This window comes from Streptococcus sp. 959, assembly GCF_013277075.1.
Taxonomy (GTDB): Bacteria; Bacillota; Bacilli; order Lactobacillales; family Streptococcaceae; genus Streptococcus; species Streptococcus pseudopneumoniae_C.
Genome location: NZ_VMMF01000013.1, coordinates 59,734 through 83,931, shown reverse-complemented (window position 1 = coordinate 83,931; position 24,198 = coordinate 59,734). Strand labels below are relative to the sequence as shown.

General features: G+C 39.7%; 23 protein-coding genes and 2 pseudogenes. 14 read left to right on the top strand and 11 right to left on the bottom strand.

The window, feature by feature from the left end; all coding sequences use genetic code 11:
• Positions 1-57: 57 nt before the first annotated feature.
• The 5 genes from der to nrdR are packed head-to-tail and all read right to left on the bottom strand — an operon-like array spanning position 58 to position 4,632.
• Positions 58-1,368 (bottom strand): ribosome biogenesis GTPase Der, encoded by a 1,311-nt coding sequence (der, locus tag HT717_RS04670; RefSeq protein WP_001207696.1) that lies wholly within the window; start codon positions 1,366-1,368, stop codon positions 58-60.
• Positions 1,369-1,381: 13 nt separating this feature from the next.
• The gene (locus HT717_RS04665) at positions 1,382-2,095 is read right to left on the bottom strand and encodes an NADPH-dependent oxidoreductase (protein WP_173304513.1); all 714 of its coding nucleotides are present in this window, start codon (positions 2,093-2,095) and stop codon (positions 1,382-1,384) included.
• The gene (dnaI, locus tag HT717_RS04660; RefSeq protein ID WP_173304511.1) at positions 2,092-2,988 is read right to left on the bottom strand and encodes a primosomal protein DnaI; all 897 of its coding nucleotides are present in this window, start codon (positions 2,986-2,988) and stop codon (positions 2,092-2,094) included. Before dnaI ends, HT717_RS04665 begins: the two co-directional genes overlap by 4 nt.
• On the bottom strand, positions 2,989-4,158 hold the full coding sequence (locus HT717_RS04655; protein WP_173304509.1) for a replication initiation and membrane attachment family protein: 1,170 nt from the start codon (positions 4,156-4,158) through the stop codon (positions 2,989-2,991).
• Entirely contained in the window at positions 4,159-4,632 is a 474-nt protein-coding gene (nrdR, locus tag HT717_RS04650) for a transcriptional regulator NrdR (protein ID WP_001203672.1), read from the bottom strand.
• Positions 4,633-4,771: 139 nt separating this feature from the next.
• Here nrdR and HT717_RS04645 point away from each other — a divergent pair, with 139 nt between their 5' ends.
• Genes HT717_RS04645 through HT717_RS04635 form a run of 3 tightly spaced genes read left to right on the top strand, consistent with a single transcriptional unit; the run spans position 4,772 to position 6,617 of the window.
• A complete protein-coding gene (locus tag HT717_RS04645; RefSeq protein ID WP_000119149.1) occupies positions 4,772-5,137 on the top strand; it encodes a GntR family transcriptional regulator in 366 nt (121 codons plus the stop codon).
• Between the two features lie 4 nt (positions 5,138-5,141).
• Positions 5,142-5,837, top strand: a complete 696-nt coding sequence (locus HT717_RS04640) for an ABC transporter ATP-binding protein (protein ID WP_049538776.1) — start codon at positions 5,142-5,144, stop codon at positions 5,835-5,837.
• A gap of 15 nt (positions 5,838-5,852) precedes the next feature.
• Positions 5,853-6,617, top strand: coding sequence for a hypothetical protein (locus tag HT717_RS04635; protein WP_049538775.1), 765 nt, complete (start codon positions 5,853-5,855; stop codon positions 6,615-6,617).
• Positions 6,618-6,721: 104 nt separating this feature from the next.
• Here HT717_RS04635 and HT717_RS04630 read toward each other — a convergent pair whose 3' ends face one another.
• Complete coding sequence (locus HT717_RS04630; RefSeq protein ID WP_049538774.1) at positions 6,722-7,576, bottom strand: Rgg/GadR/MutR family transcriptional regulator; 855 nt, start codon at positions 7,574-7,576, stop codon at positions 6,722-6,724.
• 684 nt (positions 7,577-8,260) lie between these two features.
• Here HT717_RS04630 and HT717_RS04625 point away from each other — a divergent pair.
• Both HT717_RS04625 and HT717_RS04620 read left to right on the top strand, forming a co-directional pair.
• Positions 8,261-9,403, top strand: coding sequence for an N-acetylmuramoyl-L-alanine amidase family protein (locus HT717_RS04625; RefSeq protein WP_049538773.1), 1,143 nt, complete (start codon positions 8,261-8,263; stop codon positions 9,401-9,403).
• Between the two features lie 274 nt (positions 9,404-9,677).
• A pseudogene (locus HT717_RS04620) lies at positions 9,678-11,224 on the top strand (ABC transporter ATP-binding protein).
• A 51-nt stretch (positions 11,225-11,275) separates the two neighbouring features.
• On the opposite strand, the gene HT717_RS04615 reads toward HT717_RS04620, so the two are convergent.
• On the bottom strand, positions 11,276-11,971 hold the full coding sequence (locus HT717_RS04615; RefSeq protein ID WP_049538772.1) for an LrgB family protein: 696 nt from the start codon (positions 11,969-11,971) through the stop codon (positions 11,276-11,278).
• Positions 11,968-12,342, bottom strand: coding sequence for a CidA/LrgA family protein (locus HT717_RS04610; RefSeq protein WP_000781325.1), 375 nt, complete (start codon positions 12,340-12,342; stop codon positions 11,968-11,970). Before HT717_RS04610 ends, HT717_RS04615 begins: the two co-directional genes overlap by 4 nt.
• Positions 12,343-12,622: 280 nt before the next feature.
• Here HT717_RS04610 and HT717_RS04605 point away from each other — a divergent pair, with 280 nt between their 5' ends.
• The 8 genes from HT717_RS04605 (at position 12,623) to HT717_RS04570 (ending at position 17,615) form a co-directional block, all read left to right on the top strand.
• Complete coding sequence (locus HT717_RS04605) at positions 12,623-13,003, top strand: MarR family transcriptional regulator (RefSeq protein WP_049538770.1); 381 nt, start codon at positions 12,623-12,625, stop codon at positions 13,001-13,003.
• Between the two features lie 99 nt (positions 13,004-13,102).
• A complete protein-coding gene (locus HT717_RS04600; RefSeq protein WP_000570256.1) occupies positions 13,103-13,324 on the top strand; it encodes a DUF4649 family protein in 222 nt (73 codons plus the stop codon).
• A gap of 15 nt (positions 13,325-13,339) precedes the next feature.
• Positions 13,340-13,654 carry a thioredoxin gene (gene trxA / locus HT717_RS04595; protein ID WP_001029581.1) on the top strand — a complete coding sequence of 105 codons (315 nt, stop codon included), beginning with the start codon at positions 13,340-13,342 and terminating at the stop codon, positions 13,652-13,654.
• A 201-nt stretch (positions 13,655-13,855) separates the two neighbouring features.
• A complete protein-coding gene (queC, locus tag HT717_RS04590; protein ID WP_049538768.1) occupies positions 13,856-14,509 on the top strand; it encodes a 7-cyano-7-deazaguanine synthase QueC in 654 nt (217 codons plus the stop codon).
• Positions 14,509-14,952 carry a 6-carboxytetrahydropterin synthase QueD gene (gene queD, locus HT717_RS04585; RefSeq protein ID WP_049538767.1) on the top strand — a complete coding sequence of 148 codons (444 nt, stop codon included), beginning with the start codon at positions 14,509-14,511 and terminating at the stop codon, positions 14,950-14,952. The genes queC and queD overlap by 1 nt, the downstream gene beginning before the upstream one ends.
• Positions 14,945-15,661, top strand: coding sequence for a 7-carboxy-7-deazaguanine synthase QueE (queE, locus tag HT717_RS04580; RefSeq protein WP_049538766.1), 717 nt, complete (start codon positions 14,945-14,947; stop codon positions 15,659-15,661). The genes queD and queE overlap by 8 nt, the downstream gene beginning before the upstream one ends.
• A gap of 19 nt (positions 15,662-15,680) precedes the next feature.
• Complete coding sequence (gene queF / locus HT717_RS04575; protein ID WP_049538765.1) at positions 15,681-16,172, top strand: preQ(1) synthase; 492 nt, start codon at positions 15,681-15,683, stop codon at positions 16,170-16,172.
• Positions 16,173-16,358: 186 nt separating this feature from the next.
• Positions 16,359-17,615: an ISL3 family transposase gene (locus HT717_RS04570; protein WP_173304508.1), complete on the top strand. Its 1,257-nt coding sequence runs from the start codon at positions 16,359-16,361 to the stop codon at positions 17,613-17,615.
• 36 nt (positions 17,616-17,651) lie between these two features.
• On the opposite strand, the gene HT717_RS04565 is transcribed toward HT717_RS04570, so the two are convergent.
• Both HT717_RS04565 and HT717_RS10045 read right to left on the bottom strand, forming a co-directional pair.
• A complete protein-coding gene (locus HT717_RS04565) occupies positions 17,652-18,320 on the bottom strand; it encodes an aquaporin (RefSeq protein ID WP_049539651.1) in 669 nt (222 codons plus the stop codon).
• A 229-nt stretch (positions 18,321-18,549) separates the two neighbouring features.
• Positions 18,550-21,120 (bottom strand): hypothetical protein, encoded by a 2,571-nt coding sequence (locus tag HT717_RS10045; protein WP_275043599.1) that lies wholly within the window; start codon positions 21,118-21,120, stop codon positions 18,550-18,552.
• 257 nt (positions 21,121-21,377) lie between these two features.
• Between HT717_RS10045 and HT717_RS04555 the strand changes: the two are divergent.
• Positions 21,378-22,238, top strand: a pseudogene (locus HT717_RS04555) (IS630 family transposase).
• 161 nt (positions 22,239-22,399) lie between these two features.
• Here HT717_RS04555 and pepF read toward each other — a convergent pair.
• Positions 22,400-24,196, bottom strand: a complete 1,797-nt coding sequence (pepF, locus tag HT717_RS04550; RefSeq protein WP_173304507.1) for an oligoendopeptidase F — start codon at positions 24,194-24,196, stop codon at positions 22,400-22,402.
• Between the last annotated feature and the right edge of the window lie 2 nt (positions 24,197-24,198).

The window sequence follows — 24,198 nt, the reverse complement described above, 5'->3', positions numbered from 1 at the left end:
TTCTTCAACTTCATTCTATCAAAAAAATCTGGAAATGTCATTCCAGATTCTACTTTTTTATTTACGTTTTCTTGCGATGAGATGGATTGGTGTTCCTTCAAAGACAAAGGCCTTACGGATTTGATTTTCCAAGAAACGCAGGTAAGAAAAGTGCATAAGTTCTTCTTCGTTTACAAAGATAACAAAGGTTGGTGGTTTGGTTGCCACTTGAGTCGCATAGAAAATCTTGAGGCGTTTCCCTTTGTCTGTCGGTGTTGGGTTAATGGCAATAGCATCCATAATCACATCGTTCAAGACAGCTGATGGAATACGTGTGTTTTGACTTTCGCTGATTTGCTTAATCATCTCAGGCAGTTTGTGGAGACGTTGCTTGGTCAAAGCTGATACAAAGATAATCGGGGCGTAAGGCAGGTATTGGAACTGCTCACGGATATCTTCTTCCCAGTTTTTCATAGTGTGGTTGTCTTTTTCAAGCGTATCCCACTTGTTGACCACGATAATCATCCCTTTACCAGCTTCATGGGCAAATCCTGCGATACGCTTGTCGTATTCACGAATGCCTTCTTCCGCATTGATGACCATTAAGACCACATCTGAACGGTCAATAGCACGCATGGCGCGCATGACAGAGTATTTCTCGGTATTTTCATAAACCTTACCAGATTTACGCATACCAGCCGTATCAATCATGGTAAACTCTTGACCATCTGTATCTGTAAAGTGGGTATCAATGGCGTCACGAGTTGTTCCAGCAACGGGACTGGCAATGACACGGTCTTCTCCCAAGATAGCATTGATCAAGCTTGATTTTCCAACATTGGGACGACCAATCAAGCTAAACTTAATGACATCTGGATTTTCTTCTTCATATTCATTTGGAAGATTTTCTACGATGGCATCTAGCACATCCCCTGTACCGATACCATGGACAGATGAGATAGGCAGGGGTTCACCCAAACCGAGAGCATAGAAATCATAGATATCATTTCGCATCTCAGGGTTGTCCACCTTGTTAACCGCGAGGATAACTGGTTTGTGGGTCTTATAAAGCTTACGGGCTACGTATTCGTCCGCATCGGTAATTCCTTCCTTACCAGACACGACAAAGACGATAACATCTGCTTCTTCCATGGCAATTTCTGCCTGGTGCTTGATTTGTTCCATGAAAGGAGCATCGACATCATCGATTCCTCCTGTATCAATCATGCTAAAAGAGCGATTGAGCCACTCACCCGTTGCATAGATACGGTCACGTGTCACTCCTTCGACATCTTCTACAATGGAGATTCGCTCACCAGCGATCCGATTAAATAGGGTTGATTTCCCAACATTGGGACGTCCTACAATGGCAATAGTTGGTAGGGCCATAATTTCTCACTTTCTACAATAACTTCTTCTGTTCAAGATTTTTTCTAGTTGAGCTTGGTTCAGCTTGACCGAACTGTTCTGCTAGGCGCTGACTCCTGCTTGTGGTCGCACGCGCTCCAGCATAGTCGGCCTGTACACGATCATAAGCTTGGATTGCCTCAGTTGACTGTTCTTGGTATTCTTCCTCAAAGACAACATTCTCTAGTGGCAGTCTTGGTTTCACATCATGATTTTGATTTGGCACACCTAGTGCCATCCCAAAGACAGGATAGGTGTAGTCAGGCAGGTTAAAGAGCTCTGCCACTTCTGCTGACTTGTACCGCACCAAGCCAATAATGACACCACCATAGCCCAAGCTTTCAGCTGCCAGCAGGGCATTTTGTCCAGCAAGAGCCGCATCGACTGAACTAATCAAGAGACCTTCTACACCTTGAGGTTGGAAAGTATCAGTATGAAGCTGGGCTCCCTTTTCTGCACGGTTCAAATCTCCGACAAAGAGAAGGAAAACAGCTGACTGGAGAATGGCTTCTTGAGGCACCAATTCATACAAGGCATCTTTCTTTTCTTGACTTCGCACCACAATCACAGAGTAGGATTGGAAATTCTTCCAAGACGAGGCCATCTGGGCTGCTGTCAGGATTTCAGTCAAGTCTTCCTGAGGAAGGGCTTGCTCTTTAAACCTGCGCACTGAAGTATGAGCCTTCATTAATTTGATTGTTTCTGTCATCGACGGTTCACTCCTTCTAAACGAGTCTCCTCAGCCAAATAACGGATGCGTTCCATGACCCGTCTGGCTTCCCAGGTTTCGTCATTTCCATGCTTCCCTTTAGCAAAATGCTTCTCCAAATCTTCAAAATCGAAATTGGATGTGAAAAAGGTCGGTAAATCCTCCTGCATCCGATATTGAAGAATGACTTGCAGGATTTCATCACGTACCCAAGCTGTTGATTGCTCGGCACCAATATCATCTAAAATCAGAACTTCAGACAGCTTAATCTCATCCACCAAGGTCTTGACATTACCATCACCGATAGCATTTTTGACATCAATGACAAAGCTAGGATAGTGGAGGAGAGTTGATGAAACACCACGTTTTTCTGATAAGTCATGGGCTAGGGCAGCCACCATGAAACTTTTACCTACACCAAAGTCTCCATACAAGTAAAGACCTTTTCGAATAGCTGGATATTGCTCCACGAAGGCTAATAGCTTTTCAAAAACTGGCAAGCGCCCCAAATCATCCAAGTCAACTTGAGCTAAACTAGCTTTCCTGAGACTAGCTGGCAGATTGATTAACTTGAGACGGTTCTTAATAGCCGCTTCTTTTTCAGCTGCGATTAGTTCAGGAGTTTCTTCGTAAGAAACGTCCGCATAGCCATGATTCATAACCAAAATCGGCTTGTAGCCTTTGGCAATATAATCCGTATCCCCACGGAGAAATTTGTCACGCTCGGTAATGTACTGATTAAACTTGGAGATACTGCGATTTAATTCCTCTGGAGTCAAGGATTCTTGCTGGATAAAGGCCGCAACATCAGGGTCCTTCATGATTTTCTGGACCAAATCTTGATAATGAAAACGGCTAGGTTGACGCTTGAGTACGTCTCCGACACTTTCCATCTAATCTCCTCCTTTTTCTAATCGCGCTAATAGTTCTTGTTTTTTACGTTCTAGTTCCAGACGAGTTTCCTCGCTGGTTTCATTTTTATAATCTGGATTGCTCCACTTGGGTACATTGGACTTGGAAGGACTAGGGTTACTGCTTTTTTGAGCCTGACTCTTCTGCCCTCTCTCACGGATACGCAAGACTGCCTCTTCTGCCGAATGAATCTTTTGATAAGCATAGTCATTGGCTACCTTCATGGCATATTTCTCATTGATATTTGCCGAATCCACCTTATTAAAGGTCAATAAGAGAATGATGTTGATGACTTCGTCCAGCAAGCCCAAGCCAGCCATCTGTTGCAAAAGTTCTCTTTCTGTTTGGGTAATGATTCCCTTGCGTGTCTGCTTGATTTCTGCTAAGAACTGCAGGGCAGTTTTACTTTTAGCTTCTTTGATAATAGTTGCTTCCTTAGGACTAAAGTCAGAGGAAACAGGTTTTTGAGCGATTTTTTCCCGCATGCGTTTGGTTGAAATGACTTGGGAAACAGCTGTTGACTTGGCCAATTGATAGGTCTCAAACCAAGTCCATTTCTTCTCCTCCGCAATGGCAAACAGGTTCAAAACATCTGACTGCTCATCCGCAAAACGAAGCCCATCTCGAGCCATGAGCTGACGAAAATGGTCCAAGTCAAAATCGTTGGCCACTTTCTTCCTGATACCAAGGTCTTCTTGACTACCTAGTTCTGCCAAGTCTGGAAAGACTTGATTGAGTGAGACAGGTATTTCGTCTCCATCAGTACTTTCAACTTTCAAATTCTCCACAGCTGTATCGCCAATCTTTTTCTCCAAAAGCCTGCGATAAACAGGATGTTCTAAGAAGTCCTGACTCGAGAGAGGAGCATGGATAGCTAGCTGATAAACGTCCCCCTTTTGATAGAGGGTCAAAAGATTGAAAGCAGATAGGATTTTCAAGGATTTTAAAAGTCTGTCCATCCCAAAGTTGAGATGATTGAGAATGCTTGAAAAGAGGTATTCCTTTCTGCCATTATCCCAAAAACTGATGGTATAAAGATAAAGGCTCAGTGCCTCCTGACCGATAATCGGGAGGTAGCACTGTACCAGAGATGAGGTATCTTGCGACACCCGATTATTCTTTAGATAAGAAAAACGGTCAATTGGCTTCATTTATCTTTCCTTTTTCTTTTTAGAGGACTGGGTGATTTGTTGGAGCAAGCTCTCTAACTCACTGACATCCTTAAAACTACGATAGACGCTGGCAAAACGTACATAGGTAATCTCGTCCAGTTCAGCCAACTCCTCCATGACGAGTGAACCAATGTCCTCACTTTGAATTTCATTTTCATTTCGACCACGGAGTTTCTGTTCGATACGATTGACTACCATGTTGATTTCATCACTTGACACAGGACGTTTCTGGGCTGAGCGGATAATTCCATTAAAGATTTTATCTCTGGAGAACTGTTCTCGTGTGCCATCTTTTTTAACAACCACTAAGGTTCTTTCTTCTACTCGCTCGTAGGTTGTAAAACGGTGCTGGCATTCATCGCACTCACGTCTTCTACGAATGGTGTTCCCTTCTTCTGCTTGGCGACTATCGATAACACTTGACTTGGTAGCCCCACATTTTGGACAACGCATCCTTTCCCTCCTTATCGTTTTCTTTTCATTATACCATTTTTTAAGCGATTCCCAAAACAATTCTTCTTTTTACTTGACAAGTTTTTTGTTTTGTTGTATTATTTAATTAAGACAAAGAGATGACAGAAAGGAGAACAAGATGTCCTGGACATTTGACAATAAAAAACCCATTTATTTACAGATTATGGAGAAAATCAAGCTTCAGATTGTTTCCCATACACTGGAACCCAATCAACAACTTCCAACCGTGAGGGAACTAGCGAGCGAGGCTGGTGTCAATCCCAACACCATCCAAAGGGCCTTGTCAGACCTCGAACGAGAAGGATTTGTCTACAGCAAGCGCACAACTGGACGGTTTGTAACTGAGGATAAGGAGCTGATCGCCCAATCGCGCAAACAACTATCAGAAGAAGAATTGGAACACTTCGTTTCCTCCATGACCCATTTTGGCTATGAAAAAGAAGAACTACCAGGCGTAGTCGGCGATTATATTAAAGGAGTTTAAGCCTATGTCATTACTAGCATTTGAAAATGTATCCAAATCTTATGGAGCAACCCCAGCCCTTGAAAATGTTTCTCTTGACATCCCAGCTGGAAAAATTGTTGGTCTCCTTGGGCCAAACGGCTCAGGAAAAACAACCCTGATTAAACTAATCAATGGCCTCTTACAACCAGATCAAGGACGTGTCCTCATCAACGACATGGACCCAAGCCCAGCAACCAAGGCCATCGTAGCTTATTTGCCTGATACGACCTATCTCAATGAGCAAATGAAGGTCAAAGAAGCCCTAACCTACTTCAAGACTTTCTATAAAGATTTCAATCTGGAACGCGCCCATCATCTGCTTGCAGACCTAAGCATTGATGAAAATAGTCGTCTCAAGAAATTATCAAAAGGAAACAAGGAAAAGGTACAACTGATTTTGGTTATGAGCCGTGATGCCCGCCTCTACGTTCTGGACGAACCCATTGGTGGGGTAGACCCTGCTGCTCGTGATTATATCCTCAATACCATTATCAACAACTACTCCCCAACTTCTACCGTTTTGATTTCTACCCACTTGATTTCTGATATCGAGCCAATCTTGGATGAAATTGTCTTCCTAAAAGATGGAAAAGTCGTCCGCCAAGGTAATGTAGATGATATTCGCTACGAGTCAGGTGAATCCATTGACCAACTCTTCCGTCAGGAATTTAAGGCCTAAGCAAAGGAGATTATTATGTTTTGGAATTTAGTCCGCTACGAATTTAAAAATGTCAACAAGTGGTATTTAGCCCTCTACGCTGCCGTGCTCTTCCTTTCTGCCCTTATCGGGATACAAGCACAATCCTTAATCAAACTACCTGAAAAAAATCTATCTGTTCTACTTGTTTTTCTAGCTACTGTCTTTGGTGGTTTGATGATTACACTTGCGATTTCAACTATCTTCTTGATTATTAAACGATTCAAAGGAAGTGTCTATGATCGACAAGGCTATCTGACTTTAACCTTGCCAGTTTCTGAACACCATATCATCACAGCCAAACTAGTTGGTGCCTTTATCTGGTCTGTGATTAGCACTGCTGTACTAGCTCTAAGTGCTTTTATTGTTCTGACTCTAACGGCTCCAAATTGGTTTGCAACTTCTGACTTGATTCCATTTATAGGAACACACCTTCCTCAACTCTCTCTTATGGGGATATCCTTCCTACTAAATACCATTTCTGGAATCCTCTGCATCTACTTGGCTATTTCCATTGGACAGCTTTTCAATGAATATCGTACTGCACTGTCAATTGTAGCCTACATTGGTATCCAAATCGTCGTTGGCTTTATTGAACTCTTCTATCGTTCTAACCCTGGTTTCTACTTCCCATCAACCTCTGGAGGAGCTGATCAATTCCAGATGGGCATTATCATGACTATTCTGGAAGAAGTTATTCTTATAGCCATCTACTATCTAGGAACTTATCACATCTTGAGAAACAAGGTTAATTTGCAATAGTTTCACAATCAAAAAGGATAACATCTCACCGCAGAGAGGCTATCCTTTTTATTTTATCTCATTTTCTGTCTAACTTTATCTTACAGACAAATTCTTCTAACCAATTAAATAACAAAATCTGATTTAAAGATCTTGTTTAATTTCTCTATTGTGACACTATCATTATATTCCTTACATATTTTCATAGCTTTGGAACATTCTTTTTTACCTAACTCTACTTGATTCATTTTTATGAGATAAATACCTTTTAAAAAAAGTAAATAATTCTTTTCAAAATAATATCCTTGTCTAGTCAGTAAATTGTCTAAATCATCTATAAAAAATTGAGCGCTATCTAATAAATTATTTTTTAATAATAATTCTAAATTAAATAAATATAAAGGAATTACTCTATGTGTTCCCATATCTGTTTTTAAAAAATGTCGTGTTTTCTTGATTACTACTCTATATAGTAAGCTTATGGTCTTAGTATTCATAAAAAACACTGAATTATAGAAAATTTTCAGTTCATACTCCATCCAATTATCTACAGAAAGCAAATACTTGATTAGCTCATTACATTTAGATGCATTGTAAGGAAGGTTTGCAAGGCGATTAATCTGTTGTTCAGCAATCAATTTTATGTGAAAATTGCATAAACTTTTTTCCTGCTTTTGTTTTAGCTCTATTTTCTTTATTAGTTCTTGTAACAAAATGATATCTGAAGAGTTTACAGCATGTTCTAGTTCTTCAAAAAAGCATTCTTTTTTGGAATAATAGCAATGAACTAATTCTTCAAATTCCGAAAATGATATCCCCAGGCGATTTAACAAAATATAAAAATGATCAATAGATAATTTTGTAATCCCATTTTCGAAACGAGAAATAGTTGACTCACTAATCTTATCACAAGCCAAATCTTTAAGACGAAAATTTTTTGAAATACGGATATCCTTTAAAACTGCTCCAAAATTTTCCATACTATTCCTCTTCCATTTCTGCAAAAAATAAAAACTGTTTTTTTATTTGTGATATGATTATATCAAACATAACACAGAAAGGACAATATGATTATGAAAAAAATTTTATTGTCATCAGTTGCTTTATTGAGTCTAGTGGCAACACTACCAGTAAATAATCCAGTTTCTGCTCAAGAATCTATCTCTCCCTAGGCTTATAGTCACTCCAATGGCAGTTGGTTTCAATCGAATGGCCGTTGGTGATATAAACATTCTGGCAGTCCTTACACTAAAACAGGTGAAACATCAACAAGAACAGTACCTATTAGAAGATGTTAATACTATGTAAAAGGTTTTTAGTAAGCAAAACTTTAGCGAAGTTGTTCATTTCTCTGATAAAACAAAAGCTGAGATTATTGCAAATATGCAAGAACTATTTGAATCTTCTAGCAAAAGCGATGTGAAGCACCTTTACTTGTCGGTACAATATCTATTGGTAGCGATAAAACGGTATTTTCAGGTTGGGATTCACTTCAAAATAAAATCATTTCCAATACTAACGGAAAAATCACTTTAGAGGAACTGTATCAATACTCTTATCCTCTAGTCCTTGAAGCTGCATCAAGCAGTAATAAGGAGCAACATGTATCAGTTTATCCAGAAAACAATCAATTTGTTTTATTTCAAAAATAAGGAGTTAAGAAAATGAAAGTATCAAAAAAAATCACATTATTTGGTTTGTCTTTAGCTGGTCTAGCTTTACTGGCTTTCCCTCATTCAGGTCAGGCCTTCGAATTGGAAGAAGAATGGGTTATTAAGGGTGGCGTTAAGTATCAAGATGGCAAAATTCTTCGATTTAATAATGGCCATGAAGTAGATATCAAAGTCTTGGATTTGCCAAAAACTGAGAAAATTGAGTGGACGGTTAGTCTCAATGGTCAAAATCAGACAGTCAATTTCCTAGGTCAAGAAAAGGACAAGTCTATGGTCGGTACAGCGGGGCGTTACCTGAATTTCTATGTACCTTATGGCTATAGAGGAGATATCAAGGTAGAAGCCAAGAGCGGAAATGAAGTAAAGATCTGGTCCACTAAAGTAGTAGATGATGTATATAATGACGGTGGAAAGAGTGGTTACTTCCGTATTGACGAATCAAATGATCAACACACCTACCTTGATGCAAAATGGGACTATCAAACCAAGACCTACACTGCTACCTTACCAGAGACTGTCAATGGTCAAAAAGTATTTGCTTGGGCAGACGACTATGAAGAATTGAAACTTCAAAAACCAGGAGTTATCAGTCATTCCTACAGGGGGGCAGGAGCCTTCAAAATACTTTATCCGATTGTAAAAGCAGAAAGCTGGCTAAAAAAGAATTACAGTGAAAAGTGGTACTATCAAAAACAAGGACAATTAGTTCAAAATGCTTGGGTTAAGGACAAGGGAACTTGGTACTTTATGAATGATAAGGGGATCATGTTCAATCAAACTTGGCTCTATCAAGGTAGCAACTGGTATGCCTTTAAATCATCAGGTGCTATGATTGCTAGCGATTGGCTATATGATAATGGCTCTTGGTATTACCTAAAAGATTCAGGGGCTATGGCGACAGGCTGGGTAAAAGATAGTGGCACTTGGTATTACCTAAACAACTCAGGTTCCATGGCAACAGGCTGGATGAAAGATAACGGCTCTTGGTATTACCTAAAAGATTCAGGGGCTATGGCGACTGGTTGGGTAAAAGATGGAGGTCAGTGGTACTACCTTGCTTCATCAGGTAAGATGCTTCACAATACCTACACACCTGATGGTTACTATGTAGATGCCAGTGGCGCTTGGAAATAATCTAAAGTATACATTTTATTCCATCAGCTATTAGTGTACATGCTCAGACTAAATGTTATCAGAACTGCAAGACAAATCTAGATAATAATACAAAAAGCGAATCGAAACAACGAATTTTGTTTTGTTCGCTTTTTGTTTCAATCTGTTACATTACGACATTGTCATTTAATTGTATATCCACAAAATTTATATTTTTATATGAAGTATTTGAGATAAAGGAGTATAATGACTTTAAAACTAATTACATGTATATCGATAAGGAGGTCAAGTCTTTATGCTGAGAAGATTTGCTACTAAGAAACACCTCGTACTTTACTTCTTTTCTATTGCCGTTATCTGGATGGAAGCAATTATCACGCCAGCCCTTGTTCAGAATATTGTTGCTAGTTTTACCAATCAAGAACTAGGTCTTCTTGGGAAAGTTTTGATTTTAGGAATCCTTGGTAATCTCATTCTATTACTAGGATTAGCTGGGAAACGCTATTACTATGCCCATTTGATTACCGATTTCAAATATGGAATCAAGAGTGCTATTTTCAAGCGATTTTTAAACAGTTATGAGATCGATGAAAAGGATATTTTATCCGACCTAGAAAACGACGTCAAACAACTGGAAGAAAGCTATATTGAGCCAACGGTTATCATTATTTCTTCTCTTGGTTTCACCACTGTGTCCATTCTCTATGCCCTATGGACCAACTTTTATCTGGGCTTGATTTTCATCCTCTTCTACTCCTTTCCTGTGCTCTGTAGCACTATCGGATCTAAGCGCTTGGATTCACTTTCTGAAAAGCGGTCAACTATTAACCAGAGCTACTTATCAAGCTTGACAAATTTTATTGGTGGCAGCCAGCAAATTCGCCATTATCAGGGGCAAGACTTCTTTTTTGCTCGCTACCAAAAGCAATTACAAACCAGTCTGGGTGCCGAAATCAACTATGAAAAGCAACGAACTTTAAACAGTCTTTTTATCAATAGCATCGATGCCTTTTGCTCCGTCACACCTATTGTCATCGGTGGCTTTATGACCTACTATAATTATTTAGATGCGGCTAGTTTTGTGGCCATCTATCTGGTTTCCCATAATATCGGCTATCAATTTCAAGAGTTGGCTTACTTTACCAACACCCGAAAAGCGACTCGAACTCTTCTCAACAAATACCAAAAATTTTTGAACCAGTCTGACTCCATCTCGCCTAGAAGCATAGAAAATATTTTCCCTCTCCAACTTGACAGCATCTCCCTAGAAAAAGAGGGGAATATCCTCCTGTCTCCGATTTCCATACACATCATGCAAGGAGAAAAAATTGCCATTATCGGCGAAAGTGGCTCTGGTAAAACAACCCTGCTCAATATCATTCATGGAGAAGAGACACCAACAAGTGGACAGATTAGCTTTGCTGGTCAAAACCTGTCACGTAAAGAAATCACAAGCTTTAGTTCCTATATCCTCCAAGATAGCCATTACTTTGACACGCTATCTCTGGACGACAATATCCTTCTAGGACTGGATAAAAAACAAGAGACTTTAAATCATATCCTCAAAAAAACAGGATTAGAACATTTGAAAAATCGAATACTCAGCAATGATAGTCTGTCTGGTGCGAGAAACAACGCCTAGAAATTGCTCGCGCCCTCTACCATGATAGCCAACTCATCTTAGCAGATGAGATTAAGGCCAACCTTGACTTGGAAAATAGCAAAAAGATTAGTGACTTGCTCTTCTCCCTACCTCAAACAGTTATTGAAGTCATTCACCACTACACGGAAGAAGACTTAAAACACTACGACCAAGTCATTCACTTAAGCAAAGAAAAATAATACTCTATAACATACGATTTTAAAAAGCAAGGAACCCGAATTCCTTGCTTTTTAACTCAATATCAAACTGGCTACAATGGGGCTGACGAAGACATAGAGAATACCGGTAACACCAATAGCCAAACCACCCATGGCTCCTGCTACAGAGCCGTATCGAAAGGCCGTTCCTGTTCCGACTGCATGCCCTGTTCCTCCAAGAGAAAGCCCGACTGCTACCGGATCGTCAATTTTCAACCACTTCAAAAGGGTTGGACCGATCACACTGGTTAAAATCCCAGTCGCCACTACAACCACCAAGGTCACAGTCGTCAGACCTTGCAATTTTTCTGTAATTCCTACTGCCATGGCGGTTGTTACTGACTTAGGAAAGAGAGAAATGGCTAGGAAAAAGTCCATGCCAAAAATTTTAGCTACAAGGGCTGTGAAAGAGGTATTAATCACTACCGCTAACAGACTACCAAAGAGAATACTGCGAGCATGGTGCTTCATCAAGTGAAAACTCTTATATAGTGGAATCCCTAGAGCCACGGTCGATGGGACAATCAAGTTATTCAGATAAACCCCACCTTGGTAGTAATCTTGGTAAGAAATACCCGTCATTTTTAGAAAGATGATAATGAAAACAGCTGACAAAAGCAAGGGCGTTGTCAATGGATGGGGAAAACGTCTGTAAATCAGCATTCCCACTAGATAAGCTAGGATAGACAGGGCTATCCCGAACAGGGGATTGGAAACAAATTCACTCATTTGGCATCTCCTTTCTCATAATCTCCCTCAAACCGTCGCTTGATGAACTGAACCACCAAGGCAATAAGGATAATATTGATAACAGCCGCAAAAAAGACAATCAAAACGATAGGCAAGAGATAGGGAGCAATCACATCAAACTTTTCCATGATTCCCACTGCTGGAGGCAAAAAGAGAATGGTCATATTGGCCAGCAAGAAATTCCCGACCATGTTGACATGTCTGGTTCTCAGCCACTTAAATTGTAGGGCTAGAAAGAGAATAATCAAACCAATAATACTGCCTGGAATAGGCAAATGAAAGAAACTGGAAATCCCCTCTCCGATTAGAGAAATCACAAAGAGAATCATTAATTGAACATATAATTTCATCCTAAACTCCACGAAATAGACTTCTTGCATACCAGTTTACTCTTTTTTCAGAAAATTTCAAGGAAATGCACAAGAGTTGATGAAAGTTTGAGAAGAAAAGGGATACAGACAATTCTTGACTTGTGAAAACAGCGTAATTTAGGATAAAAGATTCAGTGTCTTTCTTGCCAGCTTTCTTGAAAAGTAGTATAATTATTGCATGCGCAATCATCTTGTGATACAGAGACTGTCCGTGAATGGACTTTCTTCTATTTATGACTCTAAAAAGAAAGGAGATACTATGACCTATTTGGAAAAATGGTTTGACTTCAATCGGCGTCAGAAAGAAATCGAAAGTCTCTTGGAAGATACCATTGCTCAGCAGAGCAAACAAAGTCTGACCTTGAAAGAGTTTTACCTGCTCTACTATCTGGACTTGGCTCAAGAAAAGTCTCTACGCCAGATTGACCTGCCAGATAAACTTCATCTGAGCCCGAGCGCTGTTTCTCGGATGGTGGCTCGCTTGGAAGCTAAAAATTGCGGTCTACTCAGTCGCAGATGTTGCGATCAAGATAGGCGCTCTAGCTTTATCTGCCTGACAAATGATGGGCAAAAGACACTAACCTCGCTACAAAAGGCTGTCGAAGAAAGCTTGGAAACTGGTTTGGATTTCTTGATTTAAGATGATTTTAGAAAAAAGTTGCGTGCGCAATCATTTTTCTTGACATTCTCTTTTACAAGGAGTAAAATAAAGTCATCATTAAACAAAGGAGTTTTTAAAATGATTGAAATTACCTATCTAGATGCCAGCAAGAACGAAAGAACTGTGACTTTCGAGTCTTATGAAGATTTTGATCGTTCACAACAAGCTTGCCTTATCGGCGTCGCAGACTACTACCCTGTCCAAAAATTAACTTACAACGGTCATGATTTGGACTACCATGGAACTTATGGAGATGTCTTCTTCTATCTCATGAAACAAGATTTAAGCCAATATAACTAAAAAAGGAGAAATACAATGGCAAAAGCAATTACAGATGCAACATTCGAACAAGAAACAAAAGACGGTTTGGTCTTAGTAGACTTCTGGGCAACTTGGTGTGGTCCATGTCGTATGCAAGGTCCAATCTTGGATAAATTGTCTGAAGAACTTTCAGAAGATGTCTTGAAAATCGTTAAAATGGACGTTGATGAAAATCCAAATACAGCTCGTGCTTTTGGAATCATGTCTATCCCAACTCTTCTCTTCAAAAAAGACGGCCAAGTGGTAAAACAAGTTGCTGGTGTTCACACAGCAGAACAAATCAAGGCCATCGTTGCTGAATTGAGCTAATCATACTAGAGACCAAGTACTTTATTTGGTCTCTTTTTTCTTGCCCTTTGCCATTTTTCAAAAAATATGCTAGACTGTAGGTAGAATATTACGATGTTTGGGACATGCCATCGCTAAAAAAAACCTCTACTTGGTATTTTTTAGCTCCCTCATGGGAGCTTTTTGCGTGCTCTGAACATTTCCCATTTTGGAAGGAGTACTATGAAACGTCAATCAGCCTTGGTCGTCTTTAGTGGCGGTCAAGATTCTACAACCTGCCTCTTCTGGGCTAAAGAACACTATGAAACAGTCGAAGCTGTCACCTTTGCCTACGGTCAACGTCATCATCTCGAAATTCAAGTTGCCCAGGAAATCGCTAAGGAACAAGGCATTCGTCATCACATCCTAGATATGTCTCTGCTGGGACAAATCACTGAAAATGCCTTGACCTCTGATCTAGAGATTGAGCAAAAAGATGGGGAGGTTCCCAATACCTTCGTTGACGGTCGCAACCACCTCTTTCTGTCCTTTGCGGCAGTTCTTGCCAAGCAACGAGGCATTAAAGATATCGTGACAGGTGTCTGCGAGACAGACTTCTCAGGCTACCCCGATTGTCGGGATGTCTTTGTCAAATCTCTTAATGTTACCCTCAACCTGGCTATGGATTACGACTTCGTTATCCAAACACCTCTCATGTGGCTAGACAAGGCTGAAACTTGGGATTTAGCCGACCAACTCGGTGCCTTTAACTATGTTCGTGAAAAGACCTTAACCTGCTACAACGGGATTATCGGAAGTGGCTGTGGAGATTGCCCAGCCTGCCACCTACGTCAACATGGTTTAGATGTTTATCTCTCACAGAAAGGAGAGGCCTAATGTTTTTTGCACCCAAAGAAATCAAACAGGAAACCGGAGAGTCTCTTGTCTACAATCCTCACAGAACCTTGGTATCAAAAGAGTTTACCTTCGATGCTGCCCACCACCTCTTTCACTATGAGGGAAAATGCAAATCCCTGCACGGCCACACCTATCATCTGCAGATTGCTGTCAGTGGACTTTTAGATGAACGTGGCATGACCTACGACTTTGGAGACATCAAAGCGATCTACAAGAACTTCTTAGAGCCCCACTTGGATCATCGCTATCTCAATGAAACCCTGCCCTATATGAACACGACTGCTGAAAATATGGTTTACTGGATTTTCCAAACCATGAGTCAAGAGTTGCCCGACGAACGCGGTATCCGTTTGGAATACGTTCGCCTCTATGAGACTCCGACTGCCTTTGCAGAGTTTAGACGGGAGTGGTTAGATGACTAGAGAACGTGTCCTCAAACTACCAGTTCTAGAAATTTTTGGCCCAACCTTTCAAGGTGAAGGTCGTGCTATCGGGCAAAAAACCATGTTTGTCCGCACTGCTGGTTGCGACTACCACTGCGATTGGTGCGACTCTGCCTTTACTTGGGATGGTTCTGAAAAACCGACTCGTATGACAGCTGATGAAGTCATTGCTGCCTTGGATAAATTGGGGAGCTACGACTACGTCACCCTATCTGGGGGAAATCCTGCTATCCTAGCAGCCAACATGGCCGAATTGGTCACCAAGCTCAAGGAACGTGGTGTCACCCTTGCTGTCGAGACTCAAGGTTCTCGCTGGCAAAATTGGTTAAAAGATATCGACCAGATCACTCTCAGCCCCAAACCTCCTTCATCCAAGATGGAAGTCAACTTTGAAACCTTGGACTTTATCGTTTCCCAATTGGATCCAGACAAGGTCACCTTTAAAATTCCTGTCTTTGACGATGCAGATTTGGCCTTTGCCAAAGGCATACAAGAACGCTACCAACCAGATGTTCTCTTTTTATCGGCTGGAAATCCTGAGCCCAAGGCCACAGGCAATATTATCCAAGACCAACTAGATCGACTCAAAGAACTCTGGGAACGCATCGCTGCCGACGATAGCTGGGGCAATGTCCGCGTCCTTCCTCAACTGCATACCCTCCTCTACGATAATCAACGTGGTGTTTAAAATTAGAAAGAAAAAAATCATGTCACAACAAGAAGAAATGAAAAACCTCAGCCTACTGGGCAACAAAGAAACCAACTACATTTTTGACTATCAACCAGAAATCCTCGAATCCTTTGACAACCGTCATGTGGAAAATGACTATTTCATCAAATTCAACTGCCCTGAATTTACCTCACTGTGCCCTATTACTGCTCAGCCAGACTTTGCGACCATTTATATTTCCTACATTCCTGATAAGCTCTGTGTCGAGTCAAAATCCCTCAAACTCTATCTCTTTAGCTACCGAAATCATGGGGATTTCCACGAAAACTGTATCAACACCATCGGGAAAGACTTGGTCAACTTGCTAGACCCTCGCTATTTAGAAGTCTGGGGAAAATTCACTCCGCGTGGGGGCATTTCAATTGACCCCTACTACAACTACGGTAAGCCTGGAACTAAGTATGAAGGCTTGGCAGAACAACGCCTCTTCCAACACGACCTTTATCCAGAGAAAATTGACAACCGCTAAACAGATAAGAAAAAGCCCTGTTCCTCAAAACGAGGAGCAAGGCTTTTTGAGTTTCAATTATTCGGCTCTATAATATTTGTAGTGGGTAAATCCCCTATGGATATTATGAAGCCTATTTTGTTGTAGAAAAAAAGTCCCATAAGATCTATAATGAAAAGCAACCAAACCATCATTAGAAAGAATCCCATGGAACAATTATATTTTATCACAAAACTTCTTGATATCAAAGACTCAAATATCCAAATTATAGATATCATCAATAGGGATACCCACAAAGAAATCATCGCTAAATTGGATTATGAGGCTCCATCTTGCCCTGAGTGCGAAAGCCTAATGAAGAAATATGACTTTCAAAAACCGTCGAAAATTCCTTATCTTGAAACGACTGGTATGCCTACTAGAATCCTCCTTAGAAAACGTCGTTTCAAGTGCTATCATTGCTCTAAAATGATGGTGGCTGAGACTTCTCTCGTCAAGAAGAATCACCAAATCCCTCGTATCATCAACCAAAAGATTGCCCAGAAGCTAATTGAAAAGACTTCTATGACCGACATTGCTCATCAGTTGTCTATTTCAACTTCAACTATCATTCGCAAACTCAATGACTTTCAATTTAAGCATGATTTTTCTCGCCTTCCACAGATTATGTCCTGGGACGAATATGCCTTTACAAAAGGAAAAATGAGTTTCATTGCGCAAGATTTTGACAATCTCAATATCATCACTGTTCTTGAAGGTAGAACACAAGCTATCATAAGAAATCATTTTCTGCGTTACAATCGCGCTGTTCGTTGTCAGGTGAAAATCATTACTATGGATATGTTTAGCCCTTACTATGACTTGGCTAAACAGCTTTTTCCGTGTGCTAAAATCGTTCTTGATCGCTTTCACATTGTTCAACATCTTAGCCGTGCTATGAGTCGTGTGCGTGTTCAAATCATGAATCAATTTGAACGAAAATCCCATGAATACAAGGCTACCAAGCGCTACTGGAAGCTCATCCAGCAGGATAGTCGGAAACTCAGTGATAAGCGTTTTTATCGCCCTACTTTTCGCATGCACTTAACCAATAAAGAGATTCTAGACAAGCTTTTGAACTATTCAGAAGACTTAAAACACCACTACAATCTCTATCAACTCTTGCTTTTTCACTTTCAGAATAAGGAACCGGAGAAATTTTTCGGACTCATTGAGGAAAATCTAAAGAAAGTTCATCCTCTTTTTAAGACTGTCTTTAAAACCTTTCTAAAGGACAAAGAGAAAATCGTCAATGCCCTTCAGTTACCCTATTCTAATGCCAAATTAGAAGCAACCAATAATCTCATCAAACTTATCAAACGCAATGCCTTTGGTTTTCGGAACTTTGAAAACTTCAAAAAACGGATTTTTATCGCTCTGAATATCAAAAAAGAAAGGACGAAATGTGTCCTTTCTCGATCATAGCTTTTCTTCAACCCACTACAGTTGACAAAGAGCCAATTATTCTTCTGTTCCAAGACAGTTTTTAGCAACAAGTGCTGCAAGAACACCACCAACGATTGGGGCAAGGATGAAAATCCATACTTGTTGAAGAGCTGCGCCACCTACCAAGACAGCTGGTGCCAAGCTACGTGCTGGGTTAACTGAAAGTCCAGTGATGTTCAATCCAACAAGGATCATAGCCATCAATGACAAACCGATTACCAAACCAGCAATCGCGCCATTGCCCTTGCTTGCTGATGTCACAGTCATGATAACCAAGACAAACAAGAAAGTTGCGATGACTTCAAACAAGAAACCACCAAAGACAGTGACTCCGTTTGCCAAGGCATTTTCACCAAGACTTGCAGTTGACATCCCTGAATTTGCCAAGAGGAAAAATACAGATCCAGATGCAAGGAAAGCACCAACCACTTGACCAAGAATGTAGTTTACAAGCTCTGAAGATGACAAACGTTTGTTTACAAACATAGCGATAGAAACAGCTGGGTTCAAGTGAGCACCTGAAACAGTTCCGATTGAGAAGGCTGCGACTACGATTGCCAAACCAAAAGCAAGAGCAATCCCAAGGTGTCCAAGACCTTCAACACCATTTCCAAAAACAACAGCTCCTGTTCCGATGAACACAAGCATGAACGTACCGATTAACTCAGCAACAAATTTTTTCATTTTCTTTCTCCTTTTTTCAAAAACTAGATACTAGTCTATCAAAAGTAAGAAAGGGTTTCAAGAAAATTGTTTGGAAATTTCACATATGTTGCAATATTGTTTTCAAAATTTGTATATTTTTTATATTTTTAATGTATTGCAATTAATTATAAATCTCTATATTTGATGGTTATACTATACTGAATAAAATGAGAGTTTGTATGAATCTTTTTAAATAGCACAGAACTCTCTATTTAATCCATTCCCCATTGTAATTGACATGATATCCATCAGGGGTAGTTATATTGACTGCTAACGCGCCAGAACTGTAAGCATAATACCATTTCCCTGAAACAGTGAACCATCCAGTTTGCATAGAGCCTGAGCTATTCAAATAATACCATGAGCCACTTGATTTGACCCATCCTGTTTGCATATCCCCTGAACCACTGAGATAATACCACGAACTACCTGATTGAACCCATCCAGTCTGCATCCAACCCGAGCGATCAAAATGATACCATTTTCCATTGATTAGCTCCCATCCATTAGATGTATAGGAACCATTGTTATGTCTATACCACCAACGGCCAGATGATTGAATCCAACTTCCTGTTGAAGCCACTTTTTGTTTTAACAATAAATATTGTTTATATGCTTCAGATACTTTCGTGTATTCCTTTTTAGCAGCCTCTTTTTTAGCATTAGCAAGTTTTAATTTAACATTGGCATTATCGAGTGCTTTTTTAGATTCTTCAAGTTTTTGTTTAGCACTAATTAAACGTTTTTTAGCATCCTGGAGATTTTTCGGAGCATTTTTGAGATTTGTAACATATTGATGTGCTGTATCCAACTCTTTTTTAGCATTTTTAAGTGATTGTTCAGCAGTCTTAACGAATTTTATTTTATCGTTTTTGACTCCTTTCAATCGATTTAGTTCAGTCTCTTGTTTCAAAAACTCAGTTTTAGCAGCACTCAGCAAAGTTTGTTGTTTACTCAATTCTGCTTGTGATGATTTCAAAACGTTTAACTTAGCTTCATTTTGTTTTGTCAAATCCACAAGACGTTTTTTAGATTTGTCTAGTTCTTTTTTATCTTTATCTAAAGTCGTTTTAGCAATGGTGAGGTTATTGTTTAGAGACGATAGTTTTTCATTTGCCACAGTCTCTTCATTTCTTTGTTTTCGATTAAAATTATCTAAAGCTTCTTTCGCTTTAGTATAGGCTGGATTTTTAGGATGTGTGATTTCATTCCAAACATAACGGAAAGTTATTTTAGGCAAGAATTTTACTCGTTTCCCATTAAAGTAAAATTCGCTATAATCTGGATTACTATCTTTATTTTCTGCTCTTGCTAAAAAATAACTACTATACCCTTTAGCTCCAGAAGGAAGTATTCCATAAACATCTTTATTCTCACTAATAAATGTTAATACTCCATAATTTCCATAGCTTGTTTTTTCGCTAGAGGATGCTCCGACAGCCATCCCTGTCCCAGAAGCTGCAAGCAATGGAATTCTATGACCATAGTTAAATGTATTTGCTTCTTTAGGATCTGACGAGCCATATGCTGAGGCATTGTTGTAGTCATTAAAGTAGCTTAAAACCTCTTTATAAGCAAGTTCTTTTTCACTTAACAGGCTCTTTTCTGGAACGGAACCAGCTGTAGCGTTTTCTGTTGCATCCTTAAAACCAAAATCTTGATTTTTTAATTTTGTATCATGTGACAATTCATTTTTTGCCACCATTTCATCCGCTCTTGCTTTTCCATATCTCAAAGCCTTGTCAGTCACAGGTGGCACTGGAATATCAATACCATTGATTCTACGCAACTCGATTAAGTAGTTACGAACTTCTTCAGAAACCTTTTTATAATCGACAACATGAGGTGTTCTAAGGTAATCTTTGGATTTTACTACAATTGTTTCTGTTCTTTCTCCATTAAAATTCACATCTTCGTTCGCAGCAACATAAAGGGTCTTTCCATCTCTTCCTACAAAAGTTTTTTCCTTAAGTGGAGGAGTCTTGGAATCACTCTCGTTAACAGAATTTGATTGAATCTCGTGAGGGACTGTAACTGTTAAAAACTCATTCCCAGCTGATTTTAAATTCTTTTCAAGAGTAGAACGGTTCTTATTTCCTCTTTCTACAAGTGCTTTTCTTTCTTGTTGTGCTTTTGAGAACTCACTAGTTAAAGAACTCACTTTAGCTTGGTCAGCTTTCACCTTCGCATCCAATTTCCCAGTTGCTTGCTGAACATCACGTAATGTATTCCAATCAAAAGAATTCTCTGCTACCCTTACTTTGTCTTGTGCCTTTTTTACGTCTGCTGCTCTTTGATCAATCTGAGTTTTTGCCTTATTCACAACTGTTTGTTGGTTCTCGACACTTGTCTGAGCTTGTTTCTCACCTTGTTTTGCTCCAGCCAAATTTTCTTCGGCTTTCTTGACAGTTACTTGTTTTGCGGCAAGATCCTTTTCTGCATTTTTAATTTTCTCAGGTGTAGCTTGCTTAGCAAATTCTTGAGCTTGTTTCAAAGCGTCATCTGCTTTGTTCTTATTTGTTACAGCAGATGCATACTCTTGTTGCGTTTTATCAACAATCTTCTGAGCATTCTTTTCTTCTTCAATTGCTTTGTTTAGTTTGACTTCTGCATTTTTAACGTCCGATTCCGTCACTTCTGCCTTTTTTATTTCAACTTGAGTAGCATTAACTTTGCTAGATTTTTCGTTTATTGATTCATCTGCTTTTACGTGATTAGTAAAACCAGTTGCCATTGCTGTTGCCAGACCCAAACCAAGCAATACTTGTTCCTTTTTCATTAATCTAACCTTTCTTTTTAAACGTTTACATTTTATATTTTACCATATATTTCTATATTTTTCAATTCTACTATCAGTTCTCTTTTCTATATTTTTTAAGAATTAGGATATTCTTAGAAGTTGTTTATAAATCTATACCTTGCATCTATAATTACATAAAACAACTTAACTATAAATTGTAATATATAGCTCCCCATCAATTTCTTAACTATAATAAAATCAACCAAAAACAGTACATAATGTGGTATAAGCTTTTTATGGCATATTCAATAGATTTTCGTAAAAAAGTTCTCTCCTATTGTGAGCGAACAGGTAGTATAACAGAAGCATCACACTTTTTCCAAATCTCACGTAATACCATTTATGGCTGGTTAAAACTAAAAGAGAAAACAGGAGAGTTAAACCATCAAGTAAAAGGAACAAAACCAAGAAAAGTTGATAGAGATAGACTCAAAAACTATCTTACTGACAATCCAGACTCTTATTTGACTGAGATAGCTACTGAATTCGGATGTCACCCAACTACCATTCACTATGCTCTCAAAGCTATGCTCTCAAAGCTATGGGGTACACTCGAAAAAAAGAACCACACCTACTATGAACAAGACCCAGAAAAAGTAGCCTTATTTCTTAAAAATTTTAATAGTTTAAAGAATCTATCACCTGTTTATATTGATGAAACAGGATTCGATACTTATTTTTATCGAGAATATGGTCGCTCATTAAAAGGCCAGCTAATAAGAGGTAAAGTATCTGGAAGAAGATATCAGAGGATTTCTTTGGTTGCAGGGCTAACAAATGGTTAGTTAATCGCTCCAATGACTTACGAAGAGACGATGACGAGCGACTTTTTTAAAGCTTGGTTTCAGAAGTTTCTCTTACCAACATTAAACAAACCATCAGTTATTATTATGGATCATGCAAGATTCCATAGAATGGGTAAGCTAGAGCTCTTATGTGAAGAATTTGGGCATAAACTTTTACCTCTTCCTCCCTACTCACCTTAGTACAATCCTATTGAGAAAACATAGGCCCATATCAAAAAGCACCTCAAAAAGGTATTACCAAGTTGTAATACTTTTTTCGAGGCTCTTTTGTCTTATTCTTGTTTCAATTGACTATAAATTCAGTCATATAGAAAATAAAAAGGATTATTAGTAATACCGATTCCGTTATTAATTCTGCTTTACAATTACGATACTCAACACTTTTCTTGACAATCACTACAAATAAAACCAAAGTCCCACTAGCATCATTCTAGAACAACCTCTCTATCCCCTTACTCTCCCAACTGGGCACTGTAGGAGATAATCTGGTCAACTGTGTCAGACAAGAACTGAATCGTATCACGAAGTGGTTTATCTGTTGAGATATCCGCTCCGATAATCATAGCTGACTCAAGCGGTGTCTTGCTACCACCTGATTTGAGGAGATTGAGCCAGTCCTCAGCTCCAGTTTCTGAATGTTTCAGATGAAGGTAACCCGCAGTCGAGATGACTAGTCCTGCTGAGTAGGTATAGCTATACAAGCCCATGTAGTAGTGAGCTTGGCGCATCCAAGTCAAAGCCGCATCGTCGTCAATTTCAATGGCATCTCCCCAAAAATCGGTCAAAACTTCCTTCATAATGCTGTTGAGTTTGCTTGCTCCGAAAGTTTCTCCTTCTTCAATCAATGTATACACCTTACGCTGGAAGGCTGCTTCCAAAAGGTGAGTGATAAAGTTATGGAAGTAGGTGTCTGTCAAGCGGTGAGCAAGAGCGAAGCGTTTTTGACGAGGGTCGTCAGATTGGCGCTCCAAGTAATCACTGAGAAGTAATTCATTGAAAGTTGACGGTGCTTCAACATAGTAGGTAGACATGTGAGCGTTGAAATAGCTTTGGTGATTATCTGAAAAGATGAATTGACCAGAATGCCCGATTTCATGAATCAAGGTATAAACATCGCTCAAACGACCTGTCCAGCTCATGAGGACATATGGATGCACGCGATATGGGTCCGCCGCATAACCACCAGAATCCTTGCCACTATTGGCAGCAAAGTCCACCCAGCGCTCTTCTTGATAGCGAGCAACTTCCTGACAATATTCTTGCCCCAAAGGTTCTACCGACTTCATGACCAAATCATAGGCATCGTCAATAGTCACTTCAGGATTAAGGGCGCTATCCAAGTCCAATTTCCAGTCTGCAAAGGTCATCTTTTCAAGACCATTGACCTTAGCAACATGTTTGAGGTATCTCTGAGCAACTGGCGCAAAATCCTTCATGATGAGATCAATCTGACGATCAAACATAGCACGGTTCACTTCTTGCTCAGCCAGGAGATAATCAAAGACTGAGTCGTAACCCTTCATATCTGCTAGTAGTTTTTCAGACTTGACTTGGGCTAGATAGGCTGCAGCGGCAGTATTTTGGTGCTTACGAAGTCCTTCTGAGAAGGAACGGAAAGATTTCTCACGAACCTCAGCATCCTCATGATTTTGGTAGAAATTTTCATAGGTCACAAAGCTATTTTTGTAGGTCTTGCCATGGGCTTCGAAGTCAGCCATTTCAAAATCCCCAGCTCGCATCTTAGTATAAATATCCTGTGGACTGTAGAAAACTTCACCGAGATTGGTCAAGGCCTTCTCCACATCAGCCCCAAGATAGTGGGCTTTTTTGATTTTGGCCTGACGAATGGCTGCCGTCAAGTGAGGTAACTCACCCAGACGATCCAAGACTTCCTCTTCTGCTGCCACCAAGGCATCGTCAAAAAAAGTCAAGGCTACGCTGGCGTCTGTTTCAAATTCCATCCCAGCTTGGGCAATGTTAGCAAATTCGTCATTGCTATAGTCTGTCGTCTGCGGCATAAAACCATAGTTGACAATATGGCTCATCTGAATGTAGATTTGTTCCAATTCCGCAAAGGCCTTTTCAAAATCCTCAAAAGTATGAAGATTGCCCTTGTAATCACGGCTAAACTGGTTGATGTCTTCGCGAGCCTTCTCGATTGCACGCAAGAAATCCTCACGGTCTTGGTATAGGGCTGTTAAATCCCAAAGTTCCTTCTCTGGAAATTCTGAACGGTGTTTTTGTTCCATTT